Raw genomic sequence first — 22374 nt, forward strand, 5'->3', positions numbered from 1 at the left:
AATGAAGGAAATAAACAAGATAGAAATATTGATTCGTGCTTTGTTAGTGTTGATTATTGTTGCACTGCTAGCTTATGCTCTCCAATCAGGTGCATTTCAATATATAAAAGATAACTCTGGTGAACTTCTTCATTTGGCCGGACAGCATTTGAAATTGGTGGCGCTTTCATCCATGGCAGCCATTCTTGTGGCCGTGCCGCTTGGAATTTTTATTACGAGACCACAGTTTAAAAAATTTGAATTTATTGTAGTTAATTTTGCGAATATCGGACAAACAGTGCCAAGTATAGCCATTTTAGCGCTTGTCATGAGTTATTTAGGTTTAGGCTGGCAAACCGCGGTATTTGCGCTGTGGTTCAGCTCACTTCTTCCAATTTTACGGAATACGATTGCTGGAATTCAATCGGTTCCTCCATCGATAATTGATGCTGGAACAGGAATGGGTATGACGCAAAAACTCATTCTTTTCAAACTTGAACTCCCGAATGCTTCATATGCAATTCTTGCAGGCATTCGTACCGCAACCGTTATTAATGTGGGATCAGCCGCACTTGCCTTCTTAATTGGAGGAGGTGGGTTAGGTGACCTTATATTCACCGGAATCTCACTTTACGATCCAGGCATTATGCTCGCAGGTGCCATGCCCGTTATCTTTTTGGCCATTGCTATTGATTTCTTATTAGGGAAAATTGAAGTAGCCACTACTCCGAGAGGATTGCAAAGAAAAGCTGATTTTATTTAAGACAATAAAGGGGGAAGTAAAAATGAAAAAGTTTAGCATGTTATTTTGTGTCGCACTTCTTGCCTGTATGCTTACAGCATGCAGTTCTTCGGAGTCTAATGCCGGTTCAAATGAAAATAAAGGGAAAATTACAGTGGGAGGAAAGGATTTTACTGAACAGCACATTTTGACACAAATCACTTCTATTTATTTGAAAGAAAAAGGATACAAAGTCGATGAAGCAAGTAGTATGGGCAGTACAGTGGCACGTTCCGCGCTTGAAAATGGTCAGCTCGATGTGTACTGGGAGTATACGGGTACAGCACTTATGGTTTATTTAAAGGAACCAGTTGAAACTGATCCCGAAAAGGCATATGAAAAAGTAAAAGAAATCGACAAAAAGAATAAACTTGAATGGTTAAATAAATCCGAATTTAATAACACATATGCTATTTTAATGCGCGAAGATTATGCAAAAGAATTAGGAATCAAATCCATATCGGATCTAGCTGATATTGTAAATCAAGATTCTAGTAAATTAAAATTTGGATCGAACTCTGAGTTCTATGCGAGAAAAGATGGAATGAAAGGTTTAGAGAAAAAATATAATTTCTCTTTACCAGCTAAAAATGTTGTCAAAATGGATACAGGACTTCTATATAACTCTTTAAAAGAAGGCCAGGTTGATGTAGCTGTAGGTTTTGCTACAGATGGACGAATTGAAGGTTTTAAACTTGTTGTGTTAGAAGATGATAGTCAGTTTTTTCCGGCATATAATGGAGCACCGGTCATTCGTCAAGAAGTATTAAAGAAAAATCCGGAATTAAGAGATCTTCTTAATACACTTTCAGATAAGTTAGATTCAGATACAATGAAGAATTTAAATTATCGTGTTGATATTAAGCATGAAGATATTAATGAAGTGGCTAAAACATGGCTGGATGAACAGGGAATGCTAGATTGAGATGAAAGCTAATAATTCGCTCATCACCTATATTGAATCTGAGTCGATTCAGAGTTTAGATAGTGGCACACTAACTTCACTCAAAGAAGCTTTAGCAGACATTATCGCTTGTACCATTGCAGGCCGCAATACGAAAGCAGCAGAGATTGCAAAAGTATTTGCTGTTTCGCAGTGGGGGATGGGAAACAGTTCGCTTTTCCTGTTCCCAGAAAGATTAACGCCTGCCGGAGCAGCTTTTGTTAATGCGACAATGGCAAATGCCCTCGATTTAGATGATGGACATCGCCTCACAAAAGGACATCCCGGCGCTGTCATTTTCCCCGCTGTGCTCGCCGTTGCAGAAGATAATAATATAAGCGGAGAAGAGTTTTTGACGGCACTCCTTATAGGCTATGAAGTGGGGATCCGTGCAGGTATTGCTGCACACCTGACCCGGCTAGACTATCACTGCACCGGTTCATGGGGAGCAGTTGGAGCTGCCGCAGGTGTTTCGTACATTTTAGGACTTAAGGGTAGAACAATTGATCACTCACTGGGCAATGCAGAATATTTCGGTGCTTATTCTCCAATGATGCGTTGCATCGAACATCCTTCTATGTTAAAGGACGGGATCAATTGGGGATGTATGGCTGGGGTAAGTGCAGCTTATTTGGCAAAAGCAGGCTATACAGGGATTCCATCACTATTTACATTAGAAGAAGCAGAAGGACTTACAAACGATTTAGGAAAAAGTTATCGCGTAAATGAACTATATTATAAGCCGTATGCATGCTGTCGGTGGGCACAGCCAGCAATTGAAGCCATTAGGGAAATTCAAATTAGAAATATACTAATATCCGAAAATATTAAAAAAATAGTAATTCATACATTCACAGAATCTGCAGCATTATCGAAAGAATATCCAGAAACTACAGAGGAAGCACAGTATAATTTACTTTTTCCTGTTGCAGCATTTCTTTCTTACGGTAAAGTGGGACCAAAACAAGTACTAGAACATCTGAATGATCCAATTATTCTTAGCATGATGGACAAGATTACAGTAGTAGTGGATCAAAAACTTAACGAAGCATTTCCTGAAAGGGCATTAAGTATGGTTAAAATAGTAATGCAAGATGGTGACACTTATCAATCCGATATTATACAAGCAAGAGGAGACTATGATTATCCGTTAAACGCTGAAGAAAAAAAAGAGAAGTTTTTCTGGCTGACAACGCCAATTCTAGGAAAAGAATCTGCGAAGAGTTTATTAGAATCCATTCAAAGCCTGGAACATATGAAAAGTATTCGAGAGCTTATACCTACCATAGAGGCATAGGGTAAATAAAAAATAGTAGTGCAAACCAAGGGATAGGTTTGCACTACTATTTTTTTACTATAAGTGGTGGAGTCAGTAGGAACCTTCTAATTAATAGTCATTATGAAATCTAGTTAATAATAGTAGACGATGCCATCTTATATCCAATAGCAGGATAGACATTATGCGGTTCAAGAGATTAATTTTCTAGAGGGAGATTAGATTGGCAATTTCATAAGCTTTCAAAAACATCTATATCAAGACAAGTTTTTCATCACCCCGGTTAAAACGAGTTTGAAGAATTCTCCTCTAAGCTTGATACTAAACTTTATAAGTTAGTTTAACTAGCTTGACAATATACCCCCATAGGTATAATATGAACTCACAAGTTAAAAAAACACAAACTCACGAGTAAATCGCCCAAATTCACGAGTAAAGTGCCTAAACTCACGAGTAAAACGCCCAAATTCACGAGTAAAACACGCAAACTCACGAGTAAAACGCCCAAATTCATGAGAAAAGCACTCAAATTCAAGAATAAAATGCAAACTCACGAGTAAAATCGATTTAATTTGGCTATGGGCTTATAATCATAAGCACGATAAGGTTGATTATGCCTATTGAAACGTTTTAATGAAGAAATCTGAATTGAAAACATTCATATCATTGCTTCTAACAAACGGGAAGTGAACTTGGGGCTATTGTTTTAAATAGAAGGGAGGCGAAGTATGGAGTATGATAAAAGCAGCATTCATCGCTTGAAGCGGATTGAAGGACAAATCAAGGGTGTTCTTGGCATGATGGAGCAGGGAAAAGATTGCAGGGAAGTCGTCACTCAGTTGTCTGCTGCACGTAATGCCATCGATAGGGCCATGGGTGTTATCGTAAGTGCCAATCTTGAGAAATGCGTTCGGGAAAATGTCGTGAAAGGCGAAGGCACTGATCATCTAGTCAAGGAAGCGGTTAATTTACTAATTAAAAGTAGGTAAACGAATTAGATCCTTTCCTGTAAAAAAAGGAGTGTTATTCATGTCTTATATTTTACAAGTGGATTTTAAAATGGAGGGACCATTTGGTCACGAAATGGTAAAAGAATTTACTGATTTAGCAAAAGGCATTAATGATGAAGAGGGCTTGATCTGGAAGATTTGGACCGAAGACAGTGAGGCAAATGAAGCAGGTGGCATTTATCTGTTTGAAACGAAGGAATCCGCAAGTATGTACTTGACTATGCACACAGCTCGGTTAACAGGATTTGGTATAGAGAAGGTTAATGGAAAAATATTCGAAGTGAATGAAGGTTTGACTTCAATCAATCATGGACCAATTAAATAAAGAAAAACCTATTCCATTCAATTTTAGTGAAGTGGGTTGACGAACTAAATTTTTTAGCATAATATATACCCCATAGGGTATTAAAGTTAAATGAAATATAAATCAGGGGGAAAACATAAATGACTGAAAAGAAAAGAACGACGATCATATTATTTAGTGGTGATTATGATAAGGCAATGGCTGCTTATATCATTGCAAATGGGGCGGCGGCTTACGATCATGAAGTGACCATCTTCCATACATTCTGGGGATTGAATGCTTTAAGGAAGGATGAGCCGATTTCATTAAAAAAAGGATTTCTTGAAAAAATGTTTGCAAAAATGATGCCGCGTGGTTCTGATAAAATGGGTCTATCAAACATGAACTTTGCTGGGATGGGGCCTAAAATGATCAAACATGTGATGAAAAAGCATAACGCCATGTCACTGCCGAATTTAATTGAGCTGGCCCAAGAACAGGAAATCAAACTAATAGCCTGTACGATGACTATGGATTTATTGGGCTTGCAGCAAGAGGAATTAATGGATGGAATTGAGTTAGCAGGTGTTGCGGCTTATTTAGCTGAAGCAGAGGATGGAAATGTAAACTTATTTATATAAATTTGGGTACTGGAGTGAGTCCAATTGGGAACTATATTTAATCTCATCATATTAAGTTTCATCGTTTGGTTTTTATATCAGCGCTTTGTCCCGGCAAAGGGGATAAAAAATATAAATGCGGCTGATTTAAAAGCTCTGTTGAATAATAAAGGAAATAAGCAGTTCATTGATGTCCGTACTTCTAATGAATATAGGGGCAATCACATTAAGGACTTTAAAAATATACCTCTAAGCGAACTTGGCAAAAGGACACAAGAACTTTCAAAGGATAAAGAAGTGGTTGTAATCTGCCAAAGCGGGATGAGGAGCAGTAATGCGAGTAAAGTATTGAAGAAACTTGGGTTTAATGAAGTCACCAACGTAAAAGGCGGCATGAGTTCTTGGCGCGAATAAAAGGAGGATCTTAAAAAGATGAAAGAAATTTTACCGAATGAAGTGAATGCATTATTGAAGGGAAACTCGCCAGTACATATTATTGATGTGCGGGAGGTGGATGAAGTAAAGGCAGGGAAAATACCAAATGCTTTGAATATCCCGTTGGGTCTGGTGGAATTTAGAATGCAGGATTTGGATAAATCAAAAGAATATATCATCGTCTGCCGTTCAGGGGGCAGAAGTTCAAGGGCAGCAAAGTTACTTGAGGATTATGGATATAAGGTGTTGAACATGATGGGTGGTATGAATGAATGGGAAGGTCCCATAGCATAATTTTATATCCGAATATACCCCCACCCCTAAAAAACACAAGGAGGAAATAAAATGATTAAAACAAATTCCGTTTTGGATGCTAAAGGTTTAGCTTGTCCAATGCCAATCGTAAAAACGAAAAAAGCCATGAATGTTTTGGAAGCGGGGGAAGTATTGGAAGTTCAAGCAACTGATAAAGGGTCAACCGCCGACATGAAAGCTTGGGCGGAAAGTTCAGGTCACCAATACTTGGGTACGGTTGAAGAAGGAACAACACTAAAACATTATCTTCGGAAAGCAAACGGAGAAGAAACAGCAGTGAAGAAGCATGAAAAAATCGTTTCAAATGAAGAACTCCTTCAACTAATGCAAGAAAACAAAAATACGATCATCCTGGATGTACGAGAATCCGCAGAATATGCTTTTAATCACATTTCAGAAGCAAGATCCCTTCCAATGGGTGAATTGGAACAACGTATGGGTGAACTTGATAAAGAGTCAGAGATTTTCGTGATTTGCCGTACAGGCAGCCGAAGTGATCTTGCTGCACAAAAACTGACGGCGGCCGGTTTTGAACGGGTATTCAATGTTGTACCCGGCATGAGCCAATGGAACGGTCCTTCACAAAAATCCGTGAATGAATAAAAGTGACTACAAAATGGAGGAATATATCATGACGAATAAAGAGCTATAATCGCAAGTAATGGTGGATTATTTGACGCATATAAAGTGTTTAACATCGCAACGGCAGCAGCAGCAACAGATCAAAAAGTGGCCATTTTCTTTACTTTCGAAGGCTTGAACTTAATTCATAAAGAAGCGAATGGACAACTTCCACTCCCTGAAGGTAAAGAGCACTTTGCCGAAGACTTTAAAAAGGCCAATGTTCCTTCCATTCCAGCATTAGTTACCATGGCACAGGAAATGGACGATTGGGTGTCAAATGACCATGGACGTTTTGGGCATGGAAAAAGAAGCTTTCGTTGCCGGTATCGAAGTAGGTGGAGCGGTCACATTTTTGGAGTTCGCTAAGAATGCTGATGTTACATTAACCTTTTAATGAAGGAAAAAATTTTGAAATCATTAATACTGTAGGGGGTATAAAATATGGCGTTTAAGCAAATGACAGCCGCTGAGGTTTCAAAGAAAGTAATCAATAAAACCGACTTATTTATTTTGGATGTTCGAAATGAAAGTGACTACAATGATTGGGAAATTGAAGGGGAGAATTTTGAATTCCTTAATATCCCTTACTTTGATCTGCTGGATGGCGTGGAAGAAATACTCGATCAAATCCCGTCCAATAAAGAAATCCTGGTAGTATGTGCAAAGGAAGGCTCATCCGTCATGGTAGCTGAAATGTTATCTGAAGCTGGATTGAATGTTTTTTATTTAAAGGGCGGCATGAAAGCATGGAGTGAACATTTGGAACCAGTGAGAATCGGCGAATTGACCAATGGCGGCGAAATTTTCCAATTTGTTCGACTTGGTAAAGGCTGTTTATCTTACATGGTCGTTTCCAATGGTGAAGCAGCCGTAATTGATTCCACAAGAATGATAGATACCTATCTTGATTTCGCCGATGATATCGGCGTGAAAATTACACATGTTCTGGATACGCACTTACATGCCGATCATATTTCAGGTGGAAGACGAATAGCGGAATTAACAAATGCAGCTTACTGGCTGCCGCCAAAAGATGCGGCTGAAGTAACTTTTGAATATCAGCCATTAGAAGGCGGGAAAGTGATAACGATTGGTCATACTGCGATTGATATCCAAGCATTATATTCCCCGGGCCATACCATTGGATCTACATCATTTGTGGTCGATCAAAAATACTTGCTAAGCGGGGATATACTATTCATTGATTCGATTGGCAGACCGGACCTAGCTGGGCTGGCTGAGGATTGGGTAGGCGACTTGAGAGAAACACTGTATTCACGTTATAGAGAATTATCAGACGAGTTAATCGTATTGCCATCACATTTCATGATCATTGATGAATTGAATGAAGATGGAAGTGTCGCTAAAAAGTTGGGTGCGCTGTTTGCTGAAAATCACGGATTGAACATTGCAGATGAAACGGAATTCAGAGAGCTTGTAACAGGTAATTTACCGCCTCAGCCAAACGCTTATCAAGAAATTCGCGAAACCAATATGGGGAAAATCGAGCCTGACGATGAAAAACAGCGCGAAATGGAAATCGGGCCTAATCGCTGTGCGGTTCGTTAATACCGATAAAAATAGAAGCAAAAAAAATAGGAGGAATGAAATATGAATTCAGATAAAGTGTTAAATGCTAAGGGACTAGCTTGTCCAATGCCGATCGTTAAAACGAGAAAAGCGATGAATGATTTGCAAACCGGGGAAGTGCTGGAAATACATGTAACCGATAAAGGAGCTAAAGCCGACTTAGCCGCTTGGTCAAAATCCGGTGGCCATGAGCTGGTGGAAACGGCAGAAGAAAATGATATACTGAAATTTTGGATTAGAAAAGGCTGATAAAGAGAAGGGAACCAATAGGGTTCCCTTCTTTTGAGGGAGGCACTGACAATGGATATCACCTTTATCATTACCATCTTTTTGATTGGTTTTATAGGTTCATACGTTTCAGGAATGCTCGGCATCGGCGGTTCGATAATAAATTATCCAATGCTGCTGTTTATTCCCCCAATCTTCGGTTTAGCGGCATTTAGTGCCCATGATGTGACAGGTATAAGTGCTGTACAAGTCTTATTCGCTTCCATCGGAGGTATATGGAGCTATCGTAAGAGCGGACATTTAAATAAAACGCTGATTCTCTATATGGGGATCAGTGTGTTAATCGGAAGCGTGGTTGGAAGTTTTGGATCACAATCGATGTCGGAAAACGGAGTGAATATCGTCTATGGCATTTTGGCGTTGATAGCTGCTGTCATGATGTTCATTCCGAAGAAAGGGATAGATGACATTCCTTTGGATCAAGTTACCTTCAACAAATGGCTTGCGGCCATCCTTGCCTTAATCGTAGGTTTAGGTTCCGGGATAGTCGGTGCCGGAGGGGGCTTTCTATTAGTTCCGATCATGCTTATCGTTTTAAGAATACCAACCAGGGTAACGATTGCGTCTTCATTAGCTATCACATTCATTTCATCCATTGGTGCAACAGCAGGGAAAATATCAACCGGTCAAGTTGACTTCTATCCGGCGTTGATCATGGTTATAGCTAGCTTAATAGCATCTCCGCTTGGGGCAATGGCCGGTAAAAAAATGAATGTAAAAGTGCTACAAGTCATACTGGCTCTATTGATTTTAGCCACGGCTGTAAAAACTTGGGCGGGAATCATGTCTTGAGTTTTCACACAGAAGGGAGCAGTTGTGAAAAGTTCTATCGTTAAAGAAGTGTTCACAATAGGCCACACTAATAGTTCCTTTTCCTCCATCACTTTTTTTCTTATCTTGTACGGACTTCTGTTAATAGAAAAAGCTGACTGTTGAAAGTCAGCTTTTTCCTTATGCGGCCGTTTATAAATAATTAAAAGATTGCCGCTAAAATAAACCAAACAATCATCAATAATTGAATTAATACTTTGGCTAAACTGCCGCCTAAAAAACCGATGATAGTTGCAAACCCAACTTTAGTAGCCTTCATTATATCTTTTTGAATGATTAATTCCGAAACGAGGACTGCTAAAAATGGTACGAGAATTATTCCAAAAGGAGGAAAGACAAATGAACCAACAATCGTGGCAATAGCTGCTATTGTCTCGGATGTTTTTGACCCCCCATACTTTTTAACAAAATAACTATTTGCGATAATGTCTGCCGCGATTAATACACCGCTCAACACAACCATACTGATCCAGAACCATAACGATAACTCATCAGGATTAATGAGAAATTGATAAACTGCGAATCCTCCCCAAATGGCAACAACCGAAGGAATAATAGGATAGACAATTCCTACAAAACTTAAAGCAAATAAGACGATCGTTAACCCCCACCATAAAATATCCAATGAAACTCCACCTTTTCATACTTACTTTTTCATATATCTATTAAATTATATTTCTATTTAGGGACAAACACCATTTATTCTGTTCTTGTATATTCGAATCCCGCACAGGTCATCAACTAACAAAGGCTCAAATCCTTGATATTTGGGCCTTTCTTTATTTTGTCTAACGGGAGGCGTTTAGATCATGATTATGTCATTACTTGTTTCCCATATACTTAAAACCAAAAAATTCACCTCATAGATGTTGGATTAATATTAGATTTTCAAGCGGTTGCTTCTTTCTTGGAAGAACTTACTATATTATACTCCCAAAAAAATGATTCCTTATTATTGCAACAATCTTTACGAATGCAGCTTTCATTAACATTAGATGTATAATTTGTATAAATGGATTAAGTTTATGATGAAATAAAAATATTTCTCAATTTGCCAATAAGAACTTGTTGATGAATCTTTATATTAACACTTTAACTAGGGTTTTTTCGGCAACCTTTTTCTTATTCAAAAAACTGGGCAGGTTAGTTGGAGCTTATTTTCATTGACATTTATAAGCCATTTTCATATAAAGATGTTGTAATATTAAGGGACATGTAGGAGGTTGAGAAGTTGAAAACTTTTGATTTAAAATCAGGAACAAAAGTAGTAATAGACGAAAGTAGAATAGTAATAGAAAGAACAGGTGGAAAAAGTGCAATGAAGGGTTTATTTGCAGGGCGAGCAATGGGGCAAATGACCATAAAAACGTCAGCAGTGACTGGGTTAATTCACTTTGCTGACTTTTTAATGATTTGTGCTTCTGGACTCCCGACTCCCAATGATTTTAAATTATCCAGCGTAGCAGAGATAAAACAATACCCTAACTGTATTGTGGCAAAAGAAAGTGAATTAGAAGAGTTATATCAATTTCTCAACGGATTTATTAAGTAATGATTCCATAAAAGCCTCAACCTTTAGAGGTTTCCATATAGGGAAAATAAAAAACAACAATGAAAGCAGTTGATTTCACCTAAGAAATACAACTGCTTTTAGCTTTTGGAAGAGTTATTTACGGTATAGTTCAAATACAATTGGTTATGATTTGAGAGCAAATAATAAGATTGAAGCCGTCTTTAAGGCAGCTTTTTACTTTAGGCAGTTTCATAACAAAAATAAGAATATATTTTTTGTAATAACATTAAAGTAAGAATTGTATTTCTTCCCAATTCATTCGTTTGGTTATTCTTGATCGAGTAGCTGTAAAAGATTTTTTGTTTTTTCACGCTCAATGTTTGGGTATTCATTCGTACGATCCCAAAGTTCCTCCATTAAATTATGTAATACCTCCATGTAGTAATCAGCCAGCTTAATTTCAACTTCTTTTCATTATCTTTCAAATGGGATATAAGATTACCATGTGATTATCTGTTAATGATATGCCGCTGAGTCTTTCTTTCAATAGTTGTTGTTCCTCACATTTATGATAAATTGATTAAAAGTCCTTAGTAGTTGTTTTTGGAAAGGATCCTGCGGATATTTCCTAGCAAACAAGTATACAAGGACTTTTATAATTTACATAAAAGAAATAGCGCCACTAATTATAGCTAATACTGTTAAGGTTAACGATGTCAAGATGGCCCATTTGTATGCGAATTTCTGATATTCTCCAAGGTCTTTATCAACCATGCCAACTAATAGAATGGTTGATGCAACAAGTGGACTCATTAAATGAGCGGGTTGTCCCAATATAGAAGCGCGAGCAATTTCTAACGGACTAATACCATAGGCTGAAGCTGCTTCTGCAAGAATAGGGAGAACCCCAAAATAATAGGCATCATTCGATAAAACGAACGTGAATGGCATACTTGTAATGCCAACAATTACAGGGAAAAACTGTCCTAATGAAGCAGGTATTATCGCAACCAGTCCATTAGCAATAGCATCAACCATTTTTGTACCGGAAAAGATTCCTGCAAATACTCCAGCTGCAAAAACTAGTAGAACAACAATTATGGCATTTCCAGAATGTGCTAATATACGTCTTTTTTGCATTTCCAGATTAGGGTAGTTAATCATTAAAGCAATAGTGAAACCGACCAAAAATAAAATAGGGGAAGGTACCAATCCCATAATAAGAATGACCATAATGCCTACCACAATTAATAAGTTAACCCACAAAAAACGGGGGCGTTTAATTTCAATATGAGGTAATGCATCAGTGGCTTCATTTTCTACAGTAGCAGCTATTTCATTTTTTAACTCTTCTATGTGTATTACACCCAATCGTTTACGTTCTTTTTTCCCTAAAATAAATGCCACGAAAATAACCCAAATAGCACCGCCGATCATGGTAGGAATAAGTGGAACAAAAAATTCGGATGCATCAAGTCCCAATACTGCTATTGCTCGGGTAGCAGGTCCGCCCCAGGGGGTCATGCCACTCATAACACTTAAAGCTAGCATGGCTACTGTAGCTAAAACCAATGGATTCATACCGATTCGTTTATAAAGTGGATACATAGCTGAAACAGTAATGATATAAGTTGTTGTACCGTCTCCATCTAGGGCCACGAGTAATGCAAGAATTGTGGTACCTATCGAAATTTTGACAGGATCTCCCTTGACAACTTCTAATAACTTTTTGATAAGTGGGTCAAATAAGCCCGTGTCTATCATAATGCCAAAAAACAATATGGCGAATAATAATAGAGCTGCAGAAGGAGCGACTAGCTTAATGCCTTCCATCATCATAGTGCCAATTTTACTTCCAAAACCACCAACTACAGCAAAAACGATCGGAACTAAAGTTAAAGCAACAATGGGTGATAAACGTTTGGACATAATTAAATAGGTAAAGACGGTAACCATGGAGATGCCTAAAATTGTAAGAAACATTATTAAATCCCCTCCCATACTTTGAATGCGCTTTCAAATGATCTCTGGGTGACTAGAAATAATTTTGTGATTTTTCGGAAAAATTAACTGGTAGATTAATAAGTTTTAAACTATGCTTATGCGCTTTTCTTTATTAAAGGTAATACAGAGAGAACAATAAGTTAAATACATATTTTTTTTGTATTGGTATCAAAATAATTTATTCTTTAAAAAAGAATGGGGAGGAGAGCAAATAAAGCCATAGGATAAATGATTCAATAACGAAATTCTTTTTATGTCTAATGCTACTTTTAGGATCAAAAAAAGAAGGTCATCATCTAAATATTTTGCATGATAACCTTCTTTTCTTTATAAATCAGACTTTTTTCATTGTCCTTGAGCAAAGCTTCCCCCTTTTTTATTTACCATTTAGTTTTACATTACTGTTCTTGTCTTTTTTTCTTAAACGTAATTTTAATACCAATTTTAGTAATGGAGGCACTGCGGCATAAATAAACGCCATCCGAAATAGTTGATAGCTGGTAACAGTAGATACATCAGCATTTACTTCATGTGCAATGATTCCCATTTGATCCATTCCACCAGGGGCTAAACTTAAAAAACCCGTAATAGGCGATAAATCATAATACTTGGTCAGTAAAAAACTAAAAAACATTGTTGCGCAGATCAAGATTAGTCCGTTCATCAAAGCCAATAATAAGGTTTTTCTTTTGTTATCAAGTTGTTCTGGTTTTAATAATAAACCGATATAACCGCCAACCATAAATTGAGATATATCAAGAAGTGAAAGAGGAAGTGGTGGTCCCTGCAAACCTAAAAGACCTATTGCAGCAGTAACGATTACTGGTCCTAAAAAGTAAGGAGCTGGTAATTTGAATATTTTACCTATTCCTGCTGCGAGAAAACAAATAAGGGCGAACAGAAAGATAAGAGGAAATAAATCACTCCACTCAGGAATAACGTTATCCATTATTTTAGATGAATCATTGGTACGATTCGCTGCAAACAGGGGACTGATAATTAAAAGGGGAACTAAGAAAACCACCATTATCACTCTTGTAACATGGAAAAAGGTTACGGTAGTAATATCAATACCTTTCATTTCTTCTACAAACACAACGATTTGTGACAAACCTCCAGGAATACTACTCGTTAAGGAGGTGGGATAGTCAATGCCGGAATATTTTGACATAACAAAAGAAGAACATGCACACACAAGGACAATTAAGATTGTAAGGATCAACATTGAGGGAAGGTGACTAATCATATCAGACAGTGAGCTCTTGGTAAAGGAGATGCCTATTGAATAACCTACAATAATTAATCCAGTATTTCTCATCGAAACGGGCCAAATCAATTTAACGTTTTTGAAACGTGATGCAATTAATAGGGCTGCCATTGGACCAAGAAGCCAGGGGATTGGAAACCTGAAAAGAGAGAAAAGGCCGCCTCCAATAAAAGCAGTTAGAAGTGCAGCCGAAAATTGGATTGTCTTGCTTGCATTATTTAAATCCCACTTTTTCATATTAATTCTCTTCCTTTGAATTAGTTTTACTTCGTTTCGTCTTGTTTCATTGTTTAGAATCATTAAGAAAATCAATAAATGCTTTTACTTGTGCCAAATCCATAGTCACATCCCGATAAAAAACCCAAGTTTCTCTAAGCAAATAGCTATTATTGCTTAATACAATGGGGAAAGTATACAGTGGTTCATCATCTTTAATACAGATTTCTGGTAAAATGGCATATCCTAAACCATTAAGAACCAGTTCCTTACATGTTTCAATCCGATCTACCTCCATTGAAATCTTAGGTGGTAACGCAAATGTTTCCTGCCACCAGTTTTCAATAGTATTTCTTAACGATTGGTCTGTCTGATAATTAACTCTAGGAAGAAAAGGAAGTTCTTTTAATTCAATTTTTTTACTGGAGGCAATACAAATCTTTTCTTCTTGAAATAACACTTTATTTTCCTGCCATTTGTAAGGACCTCTAACAATCCCGAGGTGTGCTTCTTCTTTTTGAAGCATTTGATGAATTTGAGAACTCCATCCAGTTTTCAAACTGATTTCAACCTCTGGATATAGGGTTAGAAATTCTTTTAATAATACTGGTAGTTTATATCGGGCAAACAAGCCAGATACACCCAATCGTAAAGTTCCTTTTACTTTTTTATCCAAATTTGAAATGTGTTCTTTTGCAGCTCCTAATTGCTTACGCATATTTTTCGAATATTGAACGAGGTATTCCCCTTCAACTGTAAACTCGACACCTCTTTTGCCTCTAGAGATCAAATTAGTTTTGAACTCTTTTTCCAGCTGTTTTATACGATAGGATAAAGCTGGCTGAGAAATAAATAGTCGCTGTGCTGCCTTTGTTATATTTCTTTCTTCGTAAAGAGTAATTAATATAAGCCAGTCTTTTTCATCCATAAAACTTTTCTCCTTTAACCATAAAAAATATTTATGGGTAATTATAAATTATGATAATTTATTTGATTTCTAAAAGTATAATACAGCTAATTAAAAAAGAAATCTATCTTTTTATGTAAATCAATAGACTCACTATAGTTTTGCCTTTCCAGCATTCTTTCATAAAATTTTTCTATGGCAATGAATAAAAAAACAATATTATTTTTATTCATTATTATCACTTATTATTTACATGAAGAGTTATCACTACTTAACAGGAGGGGTAAAAATGTCAAATGCACAAACTTATGATGTAGTTGTAGTAGGGGCAGGAAACGCAGCTTTATGTGCCGCAATCTCAGCAAAAGAGGGAGGTGCTAGAGTTCTTGTACTAGAACGGGGACCAGTGGAAAAGCGTGGAGGGAACTCTTTCTTCACGGATGGAGCCATTCGCGTTGCATACAATAATTTAGACGGAATCAGAAATATAATACCTGAATTAACAGATGAAGAATCCGAGTTAATTGTAATGCCTAAATACACGGAAACCGATTATTACAATGATCTAATGCGAGTAACAGGTGGACAAAGTAATCCTGAGTTAGCAAAACAGCTGGTTTCTAGATCGTATGAAACAATTGCGTGGATGCGTGATCAGGGAATAAAATTTGAATTGAATTATGAAAATCAATCATTCGTACAAGCTGGCAAGCGCAATTTCTGGGGAGGACTGCCTATCAAAACGGAGGATAAAGGCGTTGGCTTAATGAGACAGCTCTTTGCGCGGACAGAAGAAATTGGTATCGACGTTTGGTACGATTCACGTGCTGTGGAGCTTGTATCAGAGCATAACACAATAACCGGTGTCGTTGTTGAGAAGGGTCATACAATGGTAACTGTTCAGACATCCGGTGTGATTTTGGCTTGTGGGGGCTTTGAAGCCAATAAGAAAATGAGAAGTGAAAATATTGGTGAAGAATGGGAAGCGGCTATTGTTCGTGGAACCGAGTTCAACACAGGAGACGGCATTTCCATGGCTATGGCAGTGGGGGCTCAAAAATTCGGGCAGTGGTCTGGATGTCATTCTATTGGGACAGATTATAATGCGCCAAAAGTAGGGGACTTCACGAAGCCGGGGGATATTTTTAAAAAGCATTCTTATCCGTACAGCGTCATGCTTAATAATGAAGGGAAACGGTTTGTTGATGAAGGAGCAGATTTACGAAATTACACCTATGCCAAGTACGGCCGTGAGGTATTAAAACAGCCTGGACATGTGGCATATCAAATTTATGATGCACAGGTACGCCCGATGCTGCGTAAAGAATATGACCTTGAAGAAGCGACTATTTATAAAGCAGATACGCTTGGAGAGTTGGCTAGTTTACTGCCGGTCAATCAAACACAATTTCTAAAAACGATCGAAGAGTATAACAGTGCGGTACAAGATGGCGAGTATAGACCCGCAGAGAAAGATGGCAAAGGAACGAAAGGAATTACCCCTCCTAAATCCAACTGGGCACTTCGAATTGAGCAAGGTCCATTCTATGCTTTCCCTGTAACGTGCGGAATCACCTTCTCGTTCGGTGGTCTGCATGTAGATACAACGGGTCATGTGTTAGACAAAGAAGATCAACCGATAAAAGGTCTCTTTGCGGCTGGTGAAATGATTGGGGGGATTTTTTATGAAAACTATCCTGGTGGATCCGGGTTAATGTCTGGAGCAGTCTTTGGAAAATTAGCTGGTTCATCAGCAGCACGCTATACTCAAGAAAAGGTTGAAACGATCAATAATCACTGAGTCTTTTCCTTGAATGGTTTATTAGATAAGAATGTGTCCAAAAAATAATAGAGATACGTGAAGTAGAAGAATGAAAAATAGCCAAGGCTTAAAAAGTCCTTGGCTGTTTGGTATTTTAACATATTTAAAGTCTATATGCTTTGACTAAAACTCATATCATATAGGTATATAAAAGGTCAAACTTAGTAACAGTTTATCTATTGGAGTTTTTTCAGATGGAGTGATTGTATAGCTTTAAGCGTCCTGATGGCCAGACAATAAGGTTCTTCAGTACTAGCTTTTCGAGTTCAGCACCAGCTTGAAAGGATCAGCATTAACGCTTATGAAGTCAATTCTAACTTATCAAGATTTACCAGTTATATTGCTGTTTATCACTCCGATGCTAAAATTCAGCATGAAAAAAGGTAAGGATTTGTGAATTGGTATTTTCTCTAAACAAGATGTTAGATAGTAATTAGCTTTTTTTAAATAATATGGTAACCATAAAAATCTGGTTTCAGTATCTGTACCCTAATTTGTATAAGGGTTTTAGCTTTCCTAGGAAAATTTTTTTCTATTCTCAATCCTATTTTATAATTGAATTTTGTAGGCATCGGTTAGTTGGAGATACATTAGAGTCTGGGTTCTATTGAAAACTCACTTATACAAAACAAGGATCATTGAAGTAAACTATTTCAGAAAGAATTTTAGTGCCTTTCATATTTTTGAATAGTTCTTTCGCTTCTTTTTCTGTGTCAAATTCAAATATTTTAATATTTCCTTTTAAAAAGACAGTGATGACCCACATTTGACAAGCCTCCAAGTGATAGAAAATTTTTTTTGCTGTAATTTAAGGATCAATTCAAATCAAGCTAATTGATAGGATAGCTCGTAATTTTTTTTCGTGTACACGTATCCTTCCAAAATGATTCTTGCTGTGCGTACCACTTTAATAGCGCGTATGTGTCCTGCCAAAAAATCAACCTTTGTTTCCATTATCCCTGCCGGGTGGGCTAATCGAAAAATTTCGTGTTTAATATTCACCATCTCAGATAAAATCGTTTCCTGTAAGTAAGCCCCTGCTGTTGCACAGATGGCTCCTGTAATAGCAAGCGCTTGATGGGGCTTTTGCATCGACATCATTCTGATCATCAAATCCATCTCTGACGCTTTTCTTACCGATCCGTTTAGATCGACGTAATCCATAGGAGGAGCAATTAGGGTCATTTTAGGTACAGCCGGAGATTTGACAGTAGCTGATTTCTTATCGGAAAATTGACACATTTCAGCTGCAATCGACCGGATTTCTTCTAGTTCATTTAATTTTTCCTGTGAATAATCAGAGGGCAATTCGCTTCCGCTTAGACCAATATCCTGTGCCCTTACGAAAACGAGTGGATTGGCAACATCTATAATTGAAACTTGAATCAGTCGATCCTTGGTTTTTATCATATCAATCGGGTTTCCTGTAGGGAAAAGTTTTCCTGTAACTGCTCCTTCTGCACGAGTAAAAGATAGATAGATAGGTGATCCTTTACCAGGCACCCCAGGAATTGAGCAGCATCCTTCTGATTTTACTTGTCCATTTTCAACCTCTACTTCTGCAATAATCAATTTTTGTGTATTCACGTTAAAAATTTTCACCGTTGTAACAGGTTCTTTTGCAGGGACTAATCCTTGCTCAATTGCGTAAGGTCCTACAGCAGATGAAATATTTCCACAATTTCCTTTGAAATCAACCATTTGATTATCGATGCTTATCTGAGCAAATGTATATTCCACATCGAATTCTGGTGAATCTGATTTTTTGATGATCGCTGCTTTACTTGTCAATGAATTCGCTCCTCCAAGACCATCAATCTGTCTCCGATCCGGACTGCCCATCACGTCAAGTAAGAAACTTTCCCAGTCTGATGGATTCGAAGGCATATGTTCAAAGTGAAGGAACACACCTTTACTTGTCCCGCCGCGCATTACAACTACTGGTACTTTCATTGTATAACCACCCTTTCTCAACCAATTTATAGCACTACCGGTTCCTTTGAAAATATAGTATGATAAGTTCAATCATAAGTAAAATACATATTTTTTTAATAAAAATGATAAAAAAACTTATAATCAAAAAGTGGGAGATGGTTAAGTGGACGAAAAAGATTGGATTGCGATAAGGGTACTATATGAAGAAAAAAACATTAGCCGTGCCGCAGAGCGTTTATATATATCCCAGCCGGCGTTAACGTACCGGCTTAAAAATTTAGAAAAAGAATTTAGCACGAACCTATTTTTTAAAATAAAAGGAGGCATTGAGTTTACTTCAGAAGGGATACATTTAGCGGGCTATGCGGAAGAAATGGTGAAAAAGTTGCAAAAAACGAAAGATTATATGCTGAATATGAAAAATGAGGTAAGAGGAACGTTAAGGCTTGGCGTTTCCAGCAACTTTGCCCAATATAAACTACCAGAAATATTGAAAAAGTTTTCAACACAATATCCTCATGTACAATTTAATGTGAATACAGGCTGGAGTACTGAAATCATGAATCTTCTGGATTCCTCTAGTGTTCAATTAGGCATTCTGCGTGGAAATTATGAATGGTATGGAATCAAATCGCTACTGCATAAAGAAAGACTTTGTTTAATTTCTAAGAAAGAGGTAGACTTGGATAATTTACCGGAGCTTCCATTCATAAATTATAAAACCGACAGTTCTTTAAAAAACTTAATAAATGGCTGGTGGCATGATAGATTCCCGGAGCCACCATTTGTAACTATGGAAACAGATCGGCAGGAGACGTGTAAAGAGATGGTCAAAAATGATCTTGGTGTTTCTATTCTGCCAGAAATATGCCTGCAGCCTTCAGATAATTTGCATACATACGGGTTATCCTACAAAAATGGGAAGCCGGTGTTAAGAAATACATGGTTAATGTATAATCAGGATTCATTAAAACTCTCTACTGTGAAAAACTTTATTGATTTCTTGAATAAAAATTCCAATCTTTAACGAAAAAGCACAATGAAATTATTGACAATTTCATTGTGCTTTTTTGATTTATTAATTTAATATAAAATGGATTATAAGTTTTTTTTTCGAAAAAGTACAAAAAATATGTATTTCACTTATTTAATGATATGAACTATTCTAAAAATAGAAAACAAAGCAACAGGAAAACAGAAAATAATATGCAATATTTATTAACTATTCACACTTTTTATCTGATTTGTAAGCGGTTTCTTTAATGGGAGGGGATTCATATTCTAACGTTACTTGGAATTTCAATGGTCGTTGTCTTTACTTATTTAATCATGTCAAAACGGTTATCGCCTGTTACTTCTCTTGTAGTCGTCCCAATTATCTTTGCATTAATTGGCGGATTTGGTCCAGAGCTCGGAGATATGATGCTGGATGGAATAAAGGTTGTCGCACCTTCAGCCGCTTTGCTATTGTTCGCTATTCTGTTTTTCGGAGTTCTGATTGACGCTGGATTATTTGATCCACTTATTAAAACTATGTTAAAAATCGTAAAAGGGGATCCGGTTAAAATAGCGATAGGAACAGCAGTAATCGCAATGACCGTTGCCTTGGATGGTGATGGTACCACTACTCATATGATTACGATTTCCGCTATGCTGCCTCTTTATTTACGACTTGGGATGAATCCACTTATTCTTGCCACTATTTCTATGCTGGCTGTCAGTATTATGAGTGGTATGACTCCTTGGGGAGGACCTGCTACAAGGGCAATAGCATCTTTAGGTCTGGATGCAAATGAATTCTTTGTCCCGATTATCCCAACACTATTCGCGGGAATAGCAGCTATTCTGTTTACCGCTTATGTACTTGGGAAAAAAGAGCGCAAAAGGCTTGGTGTTGTTCATATCAATGCTGCACCTGAAATGAAAGGGGCTCTTGCTGAAGCTGCGGTAGCTTCAGCCATCCAAGACGATTTAAAGCGCCCTAAATTAATATGGGTCAATCTTTTGTTGGCGCTCACTGTCATGGTCGTTCTTGTAATGGGCTTAGTACCGGTACCGGTGTTGTTTCTAATCGGATTTGTGCTTGCTTCAATCATTAATTACCCTAACTTAGAACAGCAAAAAGAGCGAATCGTATCACATGCAGGAAACGCTATAACCGTTGTCACATTAGTATTTGCGGCTGGTATTTTCACAGGGATCTTTTCCGGAACGAAAATGGTAGACGCCATTGCAAATTCATTAGTGGCCATCATTCCGGATTCTTTAGGCTCTTTTTTACCAATGGTCGTTGCATTCACCAGCATGCCATTTACGTTCGTTTTATCCAATGATGCTTACTACTTTGGTGTTTTGCCAATTCTTGCCGAAGCAGGAGAAGCTTATGGAGTGAGTCCTTTAGAAATTGCCAGAGCTTCGGTACTGGGCCAGCCTGTACATTTCTTAAGTCCACTCGTGGCATCGACTCTTTTACTGGTAGGGATGGTAAAGACAGATATCGGGGAACTACAGCGGTATGCATTTAAATGGGCTCTAATTTGTTCATTAGTCCTTATCATAGTTGCTATCTTGACAGGGGCTATTATTTAAGAATAATCATCTAATAATTTCTTCAAACTTATACAAAGTAGGGCTGTGCCAAAACCAATTATTATTAGTGGTTTTGGCACAGCCCATTCTTTTATTTAATTCCAGAAGTAATGATTTTTACGATTTTATTTGCCAGGTTCATAACCGTGTATAGACGAGTATCATTTAGAAATTGCATCGTTGGCAGCGGATCTATATAATTTACCATTCCGATAATATGATAGTCTCCCACTTCAGGCAATACTTTTTTTAATGCTTTCCCTGGGACAAGAGGTCCATCCTTCAAGAAGACATAACCGACCTGGTTTTGATTCCCTAAACAAGCATCCACACTAAAAATAAGTGGCTTTTTGAATTGTTTTTTAATTTCTTTCAACGTGTCTTTTAAATTAAATGCATGAACGGGATTTTCCAAGGTACCGTAAACACGATAAGGCACCGTATGTTCTTTAAGCATCGTCCCGACTAATGGGCCCAATGAATCCCCAACTGATCGGTCTGAACCAATACACAGAAAGATTACATCTTCATTTTGACATCCTGAAGATTGAATAATCTCTTTGACTTTTAATGCTAAACTGTTTATTTCTTCGCCTTTTGGTTCCACAGAACAAATCTGCTCCCTCTTTTTGTAAATTAGACTCATTTTGATTCCCTTTATTCTATTATACGAATTATAGAGATATCATGCATGTAAATATGAGCATATGCTTGAGACTGATGGATATTTATAAATTATTAGTATTTAACACTCTGAAAAATGTCAGTAATTCAAAACATGCCCTTTAATTTATTTGGCGAGGAAGTGGGAGTAGGTTTACAACTAGAATATTTCTAGTTCAATTATATACGAAGTCTTAGCCGTTCCTCTTTCAAAAATTTTATTAGATTTGGGTAGAATTAATCGGGTTAACTAGTTTGTCATAGTGTATCTCTTATATTTACAAACCATTAATAAGCTTTAATATTCTGCATCGGTCTTTTTATGACAAAATCCTTAGTTGTTTCTCCATTTTTGACTCATACCATCAATTTCCACCCTTTACATGTTATATATGTCGTTATAACCTCCTTTGTTTTCGTATAAACCGTGACTTTTGGTTTATCTTTCATGTAAAGGAATAAAATCACATGGGTTTAACAGAG

General features: G+C 37.3%; 23 protein-coding genes and 1 pseudogene. 17 read left to right on the forward strand and 7 right to left on the reverse strand.

The window, feature by feature from the left end; genetic code table 11:
- Position 1: 1 nt before the first annotated feature.
- The 13 genes and pseudogenes from ABC374_RS08585 to ABC374_RS08645 all read left to right on the forward strand — a co-directional run bounded on the left by ABC374_RS08585 (position 2) and on the right by ABC374_RS08645 (position 8936).
- Complete coding sequence (locus ABC374_RS08585; protein ID WP_413017028.1) at positions 2 to 742, forward strand: ABC transporter permease; 741 nt, start codon at positions 2 to 4, stop codon at positions 740 to 742.
- A 22-nt stretch (positions 743 to 764) separates the two neighbouring features.
- Positions 765 to 1685: a glycine betaine ABC transporter substrate-binding protein gene (locus ABC374_RS08590; protein ID WP_350302273.1), complete on the forward strand. Its 921-nt coding sequence runs from the start codon at positions 765 to 767 to the stop codon at positions 1683 to 1685.
- A gap of 1 nt (position 1686) precedes the next feature.
- Positions 1687 to 3000, forward strand: a complete 1314-nt coding sequence (locus ABC374_RS08595) for an MmgE/PrpD family protein (RefSeq protein ID WP_413017030.1) — start codon at positions 1687 to 1689, stop codon at positions 2998 to 3000.
- A 707-nt stretch (positions 3001 to 3707) separates the two neighbouring features.
- A complete protein-coding gene (locus tag ABC374_RS08600) occupies positions 3708 to 3968 on the forward strand; it encodes a metal-sensitive transcriptional regulator (RefSeq protein ID WP_413017032.1) in 261 nt (86 codons plus the stop codon).
- Between the two features lie 40 nt (positions 3969 to 4008).
- The gene (locus tag ABC374_RS08605) at positions 4009 to 4314 is read left to right on the forward strand and encodes a monooxygenase (RefSeq protein WP_413017034.1); all 306 of its coding nucleotides are present in this window, start codon (positions 4009 to 4011) and stop codon (positions 4312 to 4314) included.
- Positions 4315 to 4433: 119 nt separating this feature from the next.
- Positions 4434 to 4913, forward strand: coding sequence for a DsrE/DsrF/DrsH-like family protein (locus ABC374_RS08610; RefSeq protein WP_413017036.1), 480 nt, complete (start codon positions 4434 to 4436; stop codon positions 4911 to 4913).
- Between the two features lie 33 nt (positions 4914 to 4946).
- Positions 4947 to 5306, forward strand: coding sequence for a rhodanese-like domain-containing protein (locus tag ABC374_RS08615; RefSeq protein ID WP_413020301.1), 360 nt, complete (start codon positions 4947 to 4949; stop codon positions 5304 to 5306).
- Positions 5307 to 5324: 18 nt separating this feature from the next.
- Complete coding sequence (locus ABC374_RS08620) at positions 5325 to 5621, forward strand: rhodanese-like domain-containing protein (protein WP_413017038.1); 297 nt, start codon at positions 5325 to 5327, stop codon at positions 5619 to 5621.
- 51 nt (positions 5622 to 5672) lie between these two features.
- The gene (locus ABC374_RS08625; protein ID WP_413017040.1) at positions 5673 to 6245 is read left to right on the forward strand and encodes a sulfurtransferase TusA family protein; all 573 of its coding nucleotides are present in this window, start codon (positions 5673 to 5675) and stop codon (positions 6243 to 6245) included.
- Positions 6246 to 6290: 45 nt separating this feature from the next.
- Positions 6291 to 6660, forward strand: a pseudogene (locus tag ABC374_RS08630) (DsrE/DsrF/DrsH-like family protein).
- A gap of 47 nt (positions 6661 to 6707) precedes the next feature.
- The gene (locus ABC374_RS08635; RefSeq protein WP_413017042.1) at positions 6708 to 7835 is read left to right on the forward strand and encodes an MBL fold metallo-hydrolase; all 1128 of its coding nucleotides are present in this window, start codon (positions 6708 to 6710) and stop codon (positions 7833 to 7835) included.
- A gap of 42 nt (positions 7836 to 7877) precedes the next feature.
- The gene (locus ABC374_RS08640; RefSeq protein WP_350302283.1) at positions 7878 to 8105 is read left to right on the forward strand and encodes a sulfurtransferase TusA family protein; all 228 of its coding nucleotides are present in this window, start codon (positions 7878 to 7880) and stop codon (positions 8103 to 8105) included.
- A 51-nt stretch (positions 8106 to 8156) separates the two neighbouring features.
- Entirely contained in the window at positions 8157 to 8936 is a 780-nt protein-coding gene (locus ABC374_RS08645; RefSeq protein WP_413017044.1) for a sulfite exporter TauE/SafE family protein, read from the forward strand.
- Between the two features lie 181 nt (positions 8937 to 9117).
- Here ABC374_RS08645 and ABC374_RS08650 read toward each other — a convergent pair whose 3' ends face one another.
- Positions 9118 to 9600: a DUF456 domain-containing protein gene (locus ABC374_RS08650; RefSeq protein ID WP_413017046.1), complete on the reverse strand. Its 483-nt coding sequence runs from the start codon at positions 9598 to 9600 to the stop codon at positions 9118 to 9120.
- 606 nt (positions 9601 to 10206) lie between these two features.
- On the opposite strand from ABC374_RS08650, the gene ABC374_RS08655 reads away from it, so the two are divergent.
- Positions 10207 to 10527 (forward strand): hypothetical protein, encoded by a 321-nt coding sequence (locus ABC374_RS08655; RefSeq protein ID WP_063593101.1) that lies wholly within the window; start codon positions 10207 to 10209, stop codon positions 10525 to 10527.
- Positions 10528 to 11148: 621 nt separating this feature from the next.
- Here the strand turns inward: ABC374_RS08655 and ABC374_RS08660 are convergent.
- The 3 genes from ABC374_RS08660 to ABC374_RS08670 form a co-directional block, all read right to left on the reverse strand.
- Entirely contained in the window at positions 11149 to 12471 is a 1323-nt protein-coding gene (locus ABC374_RS08660; protein WP_413017048.1) for a CitMHS family transporter, read from the reverse strand.
- 397 nt (positions 12472 to 12868) lie between these two features.
- The gene (locus tag ABC374_RS08665) at positions 12869 to 13996 is read right to left on the reverse strand and encodes an AbrB family transcriptional regulator (protein WP_413017050.1); all 1128 of its coding nucleotides are present in this window, start codon (positions 13994 to 13996) and stop codon (positions 12869 to 12871) included.
- Between the two features lie 46 nt (positions 13997 to 14042).
- Complete coding sequence (locus ABC374_RS08670; RefSeq protein WP_413017052.1) at positions 14043 to 14903, reverse strand: LysR family transcriptional regulator; 861 nt, start codon at positions 14901 to 14903, stop codon at positions 14043 to 14045.
- Between the two features lie 268 nt (positions 14904 to 15171).
- Here ABC374_RS08670 and tcuA point away from each other — a divergent pair, with 268 nt between their 5' ends.
- Entirely contained in the window at positions 15172 to 16683 is a 1512-nt protein-coding gene (gene tcuA, locus ABC374_RS08675) for an FAD-dependent tricarballylate dehydrogenase TcuA (RefSeq protein WP_413017054.1), read from the forward strand.
- Between the two features lie 640 nt (positions 16684 to 17323).
- Here the strand turns inward: tcuA and ABC374_RS08680 are convergent.
- Both ABC374_RS08680 and ABC374_RS08685 read right to left on the reverse strand, forming a co-directional pair.
- Positions 17324 to 17470: a hypothetical protein gene (locus ABC374_RS08680; RefSeq protein ID WP_164468794.1), complete on the reverse strand. Its 147-nt coding sequence runs from the start codon at positions 17468 to 17470 to the stop codon at positions 17324 to 17326.
- A gap of 59 nt (positions 17471 to 17529) precedes the next feature.
- Positions 17530 to 18657 (reverse strand): 2-methylaconitate cis-trans isomerase PrpF family protein, encoded by a 1128-nt coding sequence (locus tag ABC374_RS08685; RefSeq protein ID WP_413017056.1) that lies wholly within the window; start codon positions 18655 to 18657, stop codon positions 17530 to 17532.
- A gap of 145 nt (positions 18658 to 18802) precedes the next feature.
- Here ABC374_RS08685 and ABC374_RS08690 point away from each other — a divergent pair, with 145 nt between their 5' ends.
- A complete protein-coding gene (locus tag ABC374_RS08690) occupies positions 18803 to 19666 on the forward strand; it encodes a LysR family transcriptional regulator (RefSeq protein WP_413017058.1) in 864 nt (287 codons plus the stop codon).
- A 251-nt stretch (positions 19667 to 19917) separates the two neighbouring features.
- Positions 19918 to 21228, forward strand: coding sequence for a CitMHS family transporter (locus tag ABC374_RS08695; protein ID WP_413020302.1), 1311 nt, complete (start codon positions 19918 to 19920; stop codon positions 21226 to 21228).
- Between the two features lie 91 nt (positions 21229 to 21319).
- Here ABC374_RS08695 and yyaC read toward each other — a convergent pair whose 3' ends face one another.
- Positions 21320 to 21874 carry a spore protease YyaC gene (yyaC, locus tag ABC374_RS08700; protein WP_413017060.1) on the reverse strand — a complete coding sequence of 185 codons (555 nt, stop codon included), beginning with the start codon at positions 21872 to 21874 and terminating at the stop codon, positions 21320 to 21322.
- Positions 21875 to 22374: the final 500 nt, after the last annotated feature.

The sequence above is a fragment of the Peribacillus phoenicis genome, from assembly GCF_047238085.1.
Taxonomy (GTDB): Bacteria; Bacillota; Bacilli; order Bacillales; family DSM-1321; genus Peribacillus.

Coding starts and splice junctions, on each gene's coding strand:
- ABC374_RS08585 (WP_413017028.1), top strand. CDS start 2: ATGAAGGAAATAAACAAGATAGAAATATTGATTCGTGCTTTGTTAGTG.
- ABC374_RS08590 (WP_350302273.1), top strand. CDS start 765: ATGAAAAAGTTTAGCATGTTATTTTGTGTCGCACTTCTTGCCTGTATG.
- ABC374_RS08595 (WP_413017030.1), top strand. CDS start 1,687: ATGAAAGCTAATAATTCGCTCATCACCTATATTGAATCTGAGTCGATT.
- ABC374_RS08600 (WP_413017032.1), top strand. CDS start 3,708: ATGGAGTATGATAAAAGCAGCATTCATCGCTTGAAGCGGATTGAAGGA.
- ABC374_RS08605 (WP_413017034.1), top strand. CDS start 4,009: ATGTCTTATATTTTACAAGTGGATTTTAAAATGGAGGGACCATTTGGT.
- ABC374_RS08610 (WP_413017036.1), top strand. CDS start 4,434: ATGACTGAAAAGAAAAGAACGACGATCATATTATTTAGTGGTGATTAT.
- ABC374_RS08620 (WP_413017038.1), top strand. CDS start 5,325: ATGAAAGAAATTTTACCGAATGAAGTGAATGCATTATTGAAGGGAAAC.
- ABC374_RS08625 (WP_413017040.1), top strand. CDS start 5,673: ATGATTAAAACAAATTCCGTTTTGGATGCTAAAGGTTTAGCTTGTCCA.
- ABC374_RS08635 (WP_413017042.1), top strand. CDS start 6,708: ATGGCGTTTAAGCAAATGACAGCCGCTGAGGTTTCAAAGAAAGTAATC.
- ABC374_RS08640 (WP_350302283.1), top strand. CDS start 7,878: ATGAATTCAGATAAAGTGTTAAATGCTAAGGGACTAGCTTGTCCAATG.
- ABC374_RS08645 (WP_413017044.1), top strand. CDS start 8,157: ATGGATATCACCTTTATCATTACCATCTTTTTGATTGGTTTTATAGGT.
- ABC374_RS08660 (WP_413017048.1), bottom strand. CDS start 12,471: ATGTTTCTTACAATTTTAGGCATCTCCATGGTTACCGTCTTTACCTAT.
- ABC374_RS08665 (WP_413017050.1), bottom strand. CDS start 13,996: ATGAAAAAGTGGGATTTAAATAATGCAAGCAAGACAATCCAATTTTCG.
- ABC374_RS08670 (WP_413017052.1), bottom strand. CDS start 14,903: ATGGATGAAAAAGACTGGCTTATATTAATTACTCTTTACGAAGAAAGA.
- tcuA (WP_413017054.1), top strand. CDS start 15,172: ATGTCAAATGCACAAACTTATGATGTAGTTGTAGTAGGGGCAGGAAAC.
- ABC374_RS08680 (WP_164468794.1), bottom strand. CDS start 17,470: ATGTGGGTCATCACTGTCTTTTTAAAAGGAAATATTAAAATATTTGAA.
- ABC374_RS08685 (WP_413017056.1), bottom strand. CDS start 18,657: ATGAAAGTACCAGTAGTTGTAATGCGCGGCGGGACAAGTAAAGGTGTG.
- yyaC (WP_413017060.1), bottom strand. CDS start 21,874: ATGAGTCTAATTTACAAAAAGAGGGAGCAGATTTGTTCTGTGGAACCA.